Source organism: Ideonella sp. P3_A4 (assembly GCF_056403075.1).
Genome location: NZ_JBFUGE010000292.1, coordinates 1 through 7,597 on the forward strand (window position 1 = coordinate 1; position 7,597 = coordinate 7,597).

A 7,597-nucleotide genomic window follows, 5' to 3' on the forward strand; every position below is an offset into this window, starting at 1 on the left:
GGTCCAGGAAGGGCAGATACGGCCGCTGCGGCCGTGGCCGGCGTGTCAGGCGCTGGGGTTGGATGCGATCGCGTTCGACGCTTCGAGCTGGCCACGGGTCGACGTCGTCGTCAGCCACGCGGGGGCCGACGGCGTGGTGGTCGATGCCCTGGTGGCTGCCGGCGCACGCGGTCTGGTGATCGAGGGCACCGGCAACGGCACGGTGCATGCGTCGCTGCTGGCGGCCGTCGAGCGAGCCCAAGCTGCGGGCCTGCCGGTGCTTCGCAGCACCCGTTGTGCCGGCGCCGCGGTGGTCGGCGCGCCAGCCGCCGCATTGCCCTCGGCTGGCGAGTTGTCGCCGGCCAAGGCGCGCGTCGAGCTGCTGCTGCAGCTGCTGGGCCAGCCTCCTGCCTGACCAGCATGACGTGAAGAGGCGGCCACTCGGGCCGCCCCGCCTACGTCAGTTCGGCAGCTTGAACTTCTGCGGTTCGTAGACCGAACCGGCCAGGTCCGCTTCGTCGAAGGCGAAGACGAAGAACTGGTTCGGATTGGCCAGGCCGCCCGGCGCCACGGCCAGGAAGTCGTTGTCGTTGGCGATGTACAGCGTGTGCTTGGTGACCCCGTCGACGACCACGTCCTCGCCGAAGGCCATGCCTTCAAGCTTGGCAGGGATCTGCGCGTCGGCGATGCCGGCGGCGTTCAGCGCGGCACGCAGGTCGGCGAACAGCGTCTTCGCCGGCGCCTTGGCCAGCAGCGCGGTTGCGCCTTCGAGGCCGCTCACGTCCTCGGCGCCCGCCAGGTCCACCTTCCAGGCCTGCTTGACGACGGCGACCGAGTTGTCGCCCAGGCCCTTGCCATCACGCTCGAGCACCAGAAACTCGTGGCTGTTCAGCGCCAGGATCTCGCTCGAGTTGTAGGCCTTGTTCAGCGCCGGGATGAAGTTGTCGTAGGCGTACTGGCTGACAGCGCCGGTGGCGATGTCGATCTTGACGATGCGGTTGGCGCGGCCACCGTCGCCGCCGTCCTGGATCAGCGGGCTTTGCACGAAACCGAACAGCGTGTGGCCGTCGGGCGAAATGGCCAAGCCTTCCATGCCCTTGTTGGCCACGCGACCGCGGGTGTTGCCGCTGATCTCGGTCGCGCCGAGTGCCGATTTCGTCGCGATCGAGAAGGTCGACTCGGGCAGCGCGAACACGCGGGTGCGCTTGCCGGTCTCGCGGTTGAATTCGTAGACGTACGGGCCGTATTCGTCCGACACGTAGACATGCTTGCCGTTGCGCGACACGCGGATCGCCTCGGGGTCCAGGCGCGCATCCATCGGGCTCAGCGAATTGGTGTCGCCGTCGAAGTTGTCCGAACGGCCGCTGAAGTATTGGTGGCCCTTGTGGTTGTTCGGCGGCAGGGCGGGGCCGTAGACCAACGCGTCGCGCGAGTACAGCAGCGTGGTGCCAGTCAACTGCGGCGTCAGGGTGAAGGGCAGCGCGCCATCGGCCACCGGCGACAGGGCCAGCGTCAGCGTCTGGATGCGCGGCACCCAGCTGGTGGTGTTGTCGACGTTGACGTTCCACGTCACGGCATTGGGGCCGCGGTCGGGGACGGCGACGAAGGTGTTGCCACCGGYCCAGGCCAGGCCTGATCCGAGGCCACCCAGCAGGTTGGCCGGTGTGCCGTTTTCCAGGGTGTGGGTCAGGCCCGACAAATCGCTGCCGTCGCCGGGCAGGCTGCCCTTGGCGATCAGCGTGACCGCGGCGTGGGCGGGCGCAAAGGCGGCGGCGCAGGCGAGCGCCAGCGCGCTAACGGTGTTCTTGTGCAGCATGAAAAAAGCTCCTCGGGTCGATACAACCCAAGGAGCTTCATCGCGACGGGTGACGCCGTCATGACCCGTGCATGACGGGCCGATGACAGCGTTCGGTCCGCCTTTAGACGATCGTCAGCGTGACGTCGATGTTGCCGCGGGTGGCGTTCGAGTACGGGCACACCTTGTGCGCGGCGGCGACCAGCGCTTCAGCGGCGGCGCGCTCCATGCCCGGCACGGTGATGGCCATCGCCACCTGGATGCCGAAGCCGCCGGTGATCGGGCCGATGCCCACGTCGGCGGTGATCGACACATCGGCCGGCAGGGCGATCTTCTGGCCCGCGGCGACCGCCTTCATCGCGCCGATGAAGCAGGCCGAATAGCCGGCAGCAAACAGCTGCTCGGGGTTGGTGCCGCGGCCGCCGTCGCCGCCCAGTTCCTTCGGCGTGCTCAGGTTGAGCTCGAGCCGGCCGTCGTCGGACTTCGAGGTGCCGGCGCGGCCGCCGGTGGAGGTGGCGTGGGCGGTGTACAGAACCTTGTCGAGAGCCATGATGTCTTCCTTGGGTTTGATGATGGTCAGGGGTGGGATCAGGTGCTCAGGCCGCGGCCTGGGCGATGTTGTCGCGCAGCGACTTCAAACGCTGCGTGAGCGAGGAAACTTCGTCGAGCTGGCAGTCGGTGGCGCACAGCACGTGCTGCGGGATGGCCTGGGCACGGGCCTTCAGCGCGCGGCCTTCGGTGGTCAGCTGGATCAGCACGCGGCGCTCGTCGGCCGCATCGCGCAGGCGCTGCACCAGGCCGGCCGATTCGAGGCGCTTGAGCAGCGGCGTCAGCGTGCCCGAGTCCAGCGTCAGCCTTTCGCCGATCGCGCTGACCGGCTGGCCGTCTTCTTCCCACAGCACCAGCATTACCAGGTACTGCGGGTAGGTCAGGCCCAGCGGCGCCAGCAGCGGCTTGTACAGCTTGGTCATCGCCAGCGAAGCCGAATACAGCGCAAAGCACAGCTGCATGTCCAGCGCCAGCCATGAGGCGGGGGCGTTGGCTGGCTTGCGGGGCTTGCTGCTGTTCGTCATGGCCGCAACTGTAGCGTGCAATTCAATTGCACACAATCTAAATGGTCTTTGGCGGTGCTGCTGACTCGCAGCGAAAGCTCTCAGTGAGGGATGAAGGTCAGACGTCGAGGGTGTAGACCACGGCCGCCGTGCGCTCGGCGCGGCTGTGGCCTTCGAGGGCGTGGTCCCATTCGGGCGCTTCGGCGCCGCCGCCGGGCTTCAGCCGTTGGGTCATCACGGCGACCTCTTCGGAGCCGGCGTCGAACTCGGCCGCGAACTCGCGCGCCTCGGTGAAGAGCTGCGCGACCGTGCTGCCGCCCGAGTCGATCAGCAGCAGGTAGCGTGCGGGCTTGCGGTGCGAGGTGGCCGGATGTTTGCCGTGCGCCTCGATGCCAAAGCTGTCCATGGGCCGATCATGCCACGCCAGCTTCAGACGAGGGCAGGCGCACCACGCCGGCCGTGTGCAGCGCGGTGATCTCGCCGTCGAGATAGCCCAGTCCGCGTAGTAGCACGCTGGTGTGTTCGCCCAGCGCCGGCGGCGGTTGGCGCAGTGGCAGGCGCTCGCCGCTCAACGTCAGTGGCAGCAGGGCAGTGCGGGTCTCGACCGCCTGGCCGGCACCGCTGCCATCGGCCGGGATCGTCATCGGCGCCAGCCCGCCGGTGGCCAGCAGGTGCGGGTCATCGAACAGATCCTGCGGCCGGGTGATCGGCGCGTAGGGCAGCCCGACGCGTTCGAAGCGCGCGCCAAGGTCGGCTGCGTCGAAGTCGACAAAGCGCTCGCGCAACACCGGCAGCAGCCACTCGCGGGCGCGCACGCGGTCGTTGTTGCTGGTCAGGCGCTCATCGGCCAGCAGGTCGTCGAAGCCGAACTCGCGGCACATCAGCGCCCACTGGGTGTCGCTGACCGCAGCGAGGAAGATCTGCTCGTCGTCTTTCACGGTGAACACGTCGTACACGCCCCAGGCCGAGATGCGGCTGGGCATCGGCGCGGCGGGTTGGCCGGTGACGGCGTACTGCATCATGTGCTGCGCCACCAGGAACACGTTGTTCTCGAACAGCGCGCTTTGCACCTCTTGCCCACGGCCGGTGCGCTCGCGTTGCTGCAGCGCTGCCAATGCGCCGATGGCGCCGAACATGCCGCCCATGATGTCGTTGACGCTGCTGCCGGCGCGCAGCGGTCGGCCTTCGGGGCCTGTCATGTAGGCCAGGCCGCCCATCATCTGCACCACCTCGTCGAGCGCCGTGCGGTGGTCGTAAGGGCCGGGCAGGAAGCCCTTGTGCGAGACATAGACCAGCCGCGGGTTCAACGCCGACAGCGCGGCGTAGCCAAAGCCCAGCTTGTCCATCGTGCCGCCCTTGAAGTTCTCGCTGAACACGTCGGCACMGGCCGCCAGCTTCAGCACGATCTCGCGGCCGCGCGCATCCTTCACGTCGACCGCCAGGCTTTGCTTGTTGCGGTTGAACATGCCGAAGAAGCCCGCGCCGGAGCCGAGCAATCGACGTGTGTTGTCGCCCGCCAGCGGCTCGATCTTGATCACCTCGGCGCCCAGGTCGGCCAGGATCAGGCCGCAGGTCGGGCCCATCACCATGTGGGTGAACTCGACCACGCGGGTGCCGGCCAGCGGCAAGGTGTTGTTGGCGCTCATTCAGTCACTGTCCTCGTGGTGTTCAGCAGGGTCTCGCCGGTTGGTTGACGCCCGTCGGCATAGGCAAAGCCCTTGGTCAGACCGGCTTCCGGTGTCATGCCGTAAAGGGCCTCGCCCGGCAGGCCTTGGGCCAGGGCGGTGCGGGCGGCGGTCAGGCGCTCCAGGTCGACGCCAGTGTCCACCCCCATCGCTTCGAACATGAACACCAAATCTTCGGTCACGACGTTGCCCGACGCGCCCGGCGCATACGGGCAGCCGCCCAGGCCACCTTGCGAAGAGTCGAAGGTGCGCACGCCCACGTCGTAGGCGGCCAGGCAATTGGCCAGCCCCAGGCCGCGGGTGTTGTGCAGGTGGGCGGCACCTGCATGCTCGCCAATGGCCGCGCGCAGGCGCCGGAACAGGCGCCGCACTTGCGAAGGGTTGGCCATGCCAGTGGTGTCGGACAAGCCCGCTTCGTCAACGCCCGCCCGCACCAGCGCCTCGGCCAGCCGCAGCACCTCATCTTCTGACACCGGGCCTTGGAGCGTGCAGCCGAACGCAGTCGAGATGCCGACTTCGACCATCACGTTCGGCGACTGCTTGCGGCACAACGCAACGATTGCGCGCACCTCGTCGACCATCTGCTCGGGCGTCTTGCGCACGTTGGCCAGCGAGTGCGCTGAGCTGGCCGACACTGGCACCGTCAGCTTGTGCACCCCAGCCGCCAGCGCCGCCTCGGCACCGCGCAGGTTCGGCACCAACGCCATCACCGTCAGCCCAGGCAGGTGCAAAGCATGGCGGACCACCTCGGCCACATCGGCCATTTGCGGCAACAGCTTGGCCGGCACGAACGATCCGACCTCGATCTCGCGCAGGCCGGCGCCGTAAAGCGCTTCGACCCACGCCAGCTTGGCGGAAGTGGGCATGGTGCGGGCCACGCTTTGCAGGCCATCGCGGGGGCCGACTTCGCTGATCAGGACGGACGCAGGCGCGGTTGACATGGTGATTGATTGTTCTATAAGATAGAACGACGTTCTGTTAATTGAAATCATAAACCGAGACCGCCATGCCACGCAAGGCCGCCCAACCTGCACTGGCCGATGAAGACGCCGCACCCGGCGGTGCCGCCTCGGTCGACCGGGCGCTGAGCCTGTTGACGGCGTTTCGGGCCGGCGAGTCGGCGTTGTCACTGGCCGAGCTGGCCGAGCGCACGCGGCTCTACAAGAGCACCGCCCTGCGGCTGCTGGCCTCGCTCGAGCATGCCCGGCTGCTGCAGCGCGCGCCGGACGGCCGCTATGCGCTGGGCTCCGAGGTCGCGCGCTTGCAGTCGATCTACGCGGCGTCGTTTTCGCTCGAGGCACAAGTGCTGCCGGCGCTGCAGGCGCTGGTTGCGGCCACCCAGGAGAGCGCAGCCTTCCACGTGCGCCAGGGCGACCAGCGCCTGTGTCTGTATCGGGTCGATTCACCGCAGCTGCTGCGCGACCACATCCGCGCCGGCGACGTGTTGCCACTGGACCGCGGCGCCGGCGGGCGCGTGCTGTTGGCTTTTGGCCTGGACGGCGGTGCGCGCGGCAAGCTCTACGATCAGATCCGCCGTGACGGCGTCTACGCCACCAGCGGCGACCGCGTGCCCGGCCTCACCGGCATCTCGGCGCCGGTGTGGGGGGCAGCGGGTGAATTGTTGGGCGCGCTGACCCTCACGTTGCCCGACACGCGGCTCAAGCCCGGCTATGCCCACACGGTGCGGCAGGCCGCCCGTCACCTATCGCAACGTTTAGGCGCCGTCACCACTCTGGATTGACAGGTTTTCGCATCAGGCGTAAACCTGTGTCACCGCGCCCACATTCTTCCTTCTTGTGTCTTCGGGCGGGTGAGGAGGCCGTAATGCGTAGACGCCTGTATGTGGTGTTGCCTGACGTGGCCAGTGCACGCCAGACCGCCAACGATCTGTTGCTGGCCCGTATCGAGGACCGGCACATGCACTTCCTGAGCCGGCGCGACATGTCGCTCGGCGAGTTGCACGAAGCCAGCTTCCTGCAGAAATCCGACGTGCGACATGCTTTCTTCCTGGGTGCAGGCCTGGGTGTGGTTGGCGGTGCCACCCTCGGGGTCATCCTGAAGATGACCGACCTGGGCAACGGCTACAACTTCGATGTCGGCACGCTGATCATCTGCACGATCGCCGGCCTGCTGCTCGGAGCCTGGGCCTCCACGCTGATCGGCGTCTCCACGCCCAGCGTGGCGCTCAAGCCCTTCGAAGAAGAGCTGGAAGCCGGCAAGATCCTGCTGATGGTCGACGTGCCGCACTCGCGCGTCGAAGAGATCCAGGCGATGCTCGAAAACCGCCACCCCGAGGCGGAGAGAAAGGGCATCGACCTCACCATGCCTGCTTTCCCCTGAAGACACAGGTGCCCGCTTCGGCGGGCGCCTTCGTTTTGGGGAGCCGGCGCCACGTGGCCGCGCGACATCTGCGCGGTCGAGGGTGGCTCGCGCCTGCCGCTGACATGTAGGACAGCGGCTACAGCGCGCGGCGAATGCGTCCGGTATTCGCCGCGTCCGCTCGTCTCCATGCTGTGCACAGCACTTGCCCAGGTCCTTGGAGGGACCGGGCAAGGTCTGACCAGCCCTTGATCACATCAATGGAGAAGGCGATGAAAAACTCCCTGAAGACCGCGGTGGTCCTTTCGGCTGCCGCCATCCTGGCCGGCCATGCGGCGGCCGAGGTCACGTTCTACCAGCACGAGTCGTTCGGCGGGCGCGCCTTCACGACCTACAGCCCGATCAACAACCTGGCCCGCTACGGCCTGAACGATCGGGCCTCGTCGGTCATCGTCGACCGGCAACGCTACGAGGTCTGCGAAGACGCGGGCTACCGTGGCCACTGCGTGATCCTGCGGCCGGGCAGCTACCCCTCGCTGGCGGCGATGGGCATGAACAACCAGGTCAGCTCGGTGCGGCCGATCGCGTCGAACGTGCGGGTCGAAGACCGCCGTTATGCGCCGCCGCCCGTCATGGTGGTCGACTACCGCCGTCGCGGTGGTGAACGCCTGTTCGAAGCCAACGTGGTGGCCGTGCGCGCCGTGGTCGGCCCGCCGGAGCAGCGCTGCTGGATCGAACGCGAGCGAGTGCCCGACGGGCCTAACGTC

At 67.7% G+C, this 7,597-nt stretch carries 9 protein-coding genes and 1 pseudogene; 4 read left to right on the forward strand and 6 right to left on the reverse strand.

The window, feature by feature from the left end; translation table 11 throughout:
* Positions 1 to 394 (forward strand): annotated as a pseudogene (locus AC1DYI_RS21635) (asparaginase); the annotation flags it as partial.
* A 45-nt stretch (positions 395 to 439) separates the two neighbouring features.
* Here the strand turns inward: AC1DYI_RS21635 and AC1DYI_RS21640 are convergent.
* From AC1DYI_RS21640 to AC1DYI_RS21665, 6 genes are all read right to left on the reverse strand, one after another.
* Complete coding sequence (locus AC1DYI_RS21640; RefSeq protein WP_477206196.1) at positions 440 to 1,795, reverse strand: esterase-like activity of phytase family protein; 1,356 nt, start codon at positions 1,793 to 1,795, stop codon at positions 440 to 442.
* Positions 1,796 to 1,898: 103 nt separating this feature from the next.
* Positions 1,899 to 2,324: an organic hydroperoxide resistance protein gene (locus AC1DYI_RS21645; RefSeq protein WP_477206197.1), complete on the reverse strand. Its 426-nt coding sequence runs from the start codon at positions 2,322 to 2,324 to the stop codon at positions 1,899 to 1,901.
* 46 nt (positions 2,325 to 2,370) lie between these two features.
* Complete coding sequence (locus tag AC1DYI_RS21650) at positions 2,371 to 2,847, reverse strand: MarR family winged helix-turn-helix transcriptional regulator (protein ID WP_477206198.1); 477 nt, start codon at positions 2,845 to 2,847, stop codon at positions 2,371 to 2,373.
* A gap of 97 nt (positions 2,848 to 2,944) precedes the next feature.
* A complete protein-coding gene (locus AC1DYI_RS21655; RefSeq protein WP_477206199.1) occupies positions 2,945 to 3,232 on the reverse strand; it encodes a hypothetical protein in 288 nt (95 codons plus the stop codon).
* Between the two features lie 7 nt (positions 3,233 to 3,239).
* Entirely contained in the window at positions 3,240 to 4,472 is a 1,233-nt protein-coding gene (locus AC1DYI_RS21660) for a CaiB/BaiF CoA transferase family protein (RefSeq protein ID WP_477206200.1), read from the reverse strand.
* On the reverse strand, positions 4,469 to 5,452 hold the full coding sequence (locus tag AC1DYI_RS21665; protein ID WP_477206201.1) for a hydroxymethylglutaryl-CoA lyase: 984 nt from the start codon (positions 5,450 to 5,452) through the stop codon (positions 4,469 to 4,471). The genes AC1DYI_RS21660 and AC1DYI_RS21665 overlap by 4 nt, the downstream gene beginning before the upstream one ends.
* A 65-nt stretch (positions 5,453 to 5,517) precedes the next feature.
* Between AC1DYI_RS21665 and AC1DYI_RS21670 the strand changes: the two genes are divergently transcribed.
* The 3 genes from AC1DYI_RS21670 to AC1DYI_RS21680 form a co-directional block, all read left to right on the forward strand.
* On the forward strand, positions 5,518 to 6,252 hold the full coding sequence (locus AC1DYI_RS21670; protein WP_477206202.1) for an IclR family transcriptional regulator: 735 nt from the start codon (positions 5,518 to 5,520) through the stop codon (positions 6,250 to 6,252).
* Positions 6,253 to 6,335: 83 nt separating this feature from the next.
* On the forward strand, positions 6,336 to 6,851 hold the full coding sequence (locus tag AC1DYI_RS21675) for a DUF1269 domain-containing protein (RefSeq protein ID WP_477206203.1): 516 nt from the start codon (positions 6,336 to 6,338) through the stop codon (positions 6,849 to 6,851).
* A gap of 251 nt (positions 6,852 to 7,102) precedes the next feature.
* The coding region (locus AC1DYI_RS21680; protein ID WP_477206204.1) for a beta/gamma crystallin-related protein at positions 7,103 to 7,597 on the forward strand (495 nt) is incomplete at its 3' end.

What these genes read in the sequence shown, in the direction of transcription:
- AC1DYI_RS21645 (WP_477206197.1), bottom strand. Translation starts at nt 2,324, where the DNA reads ATGGCTCTCGACAAGGTTCTGTACACCGCCCACGCCACCTCCACCGGC.
- AC1DYI_RS21650 (WP_477206198.1), bottom strand. Translation starts at nt 2,847, where the DNA reads ATGACGAACAGCAGCAAGCCCCGCAAGCCAGCCAACGCCCCCGCCTCA.
- AC1DYI_RS21655 (WP_477206199.1), bottom strand. Translation starts at nt 3,232, where the DNA reads ATGGACAGCTTTGGCATCGAGGCGCACGGCAAACATCCGGCCACCTCG.
- AC1DYI_RS21665 (WP_477206201.1), bottom strand. Translation starts at nt 5,452, where the DNA reads ATGTCAACCGCGCCTGCGTCCGTCCTGATCAGCGAAGTCGGCCCCCGC.
- AC1DYI_RS21670 (WP_477206202.1), top strand. Translation starts at nt 5,518, where the DNA reads ATGCCACGCAAGGCCGCCCAACCTGCACTGGCCGATGAAGACGCCGCA.
- AC1DYI_RS21675 (WP_477206203.1), top strand. Translation starts at nt 6,336, where the DNA reads ATGCGTAGACGCCTGTATGTGGTGTTGCCTGACGTGGCCAGTGCACGC.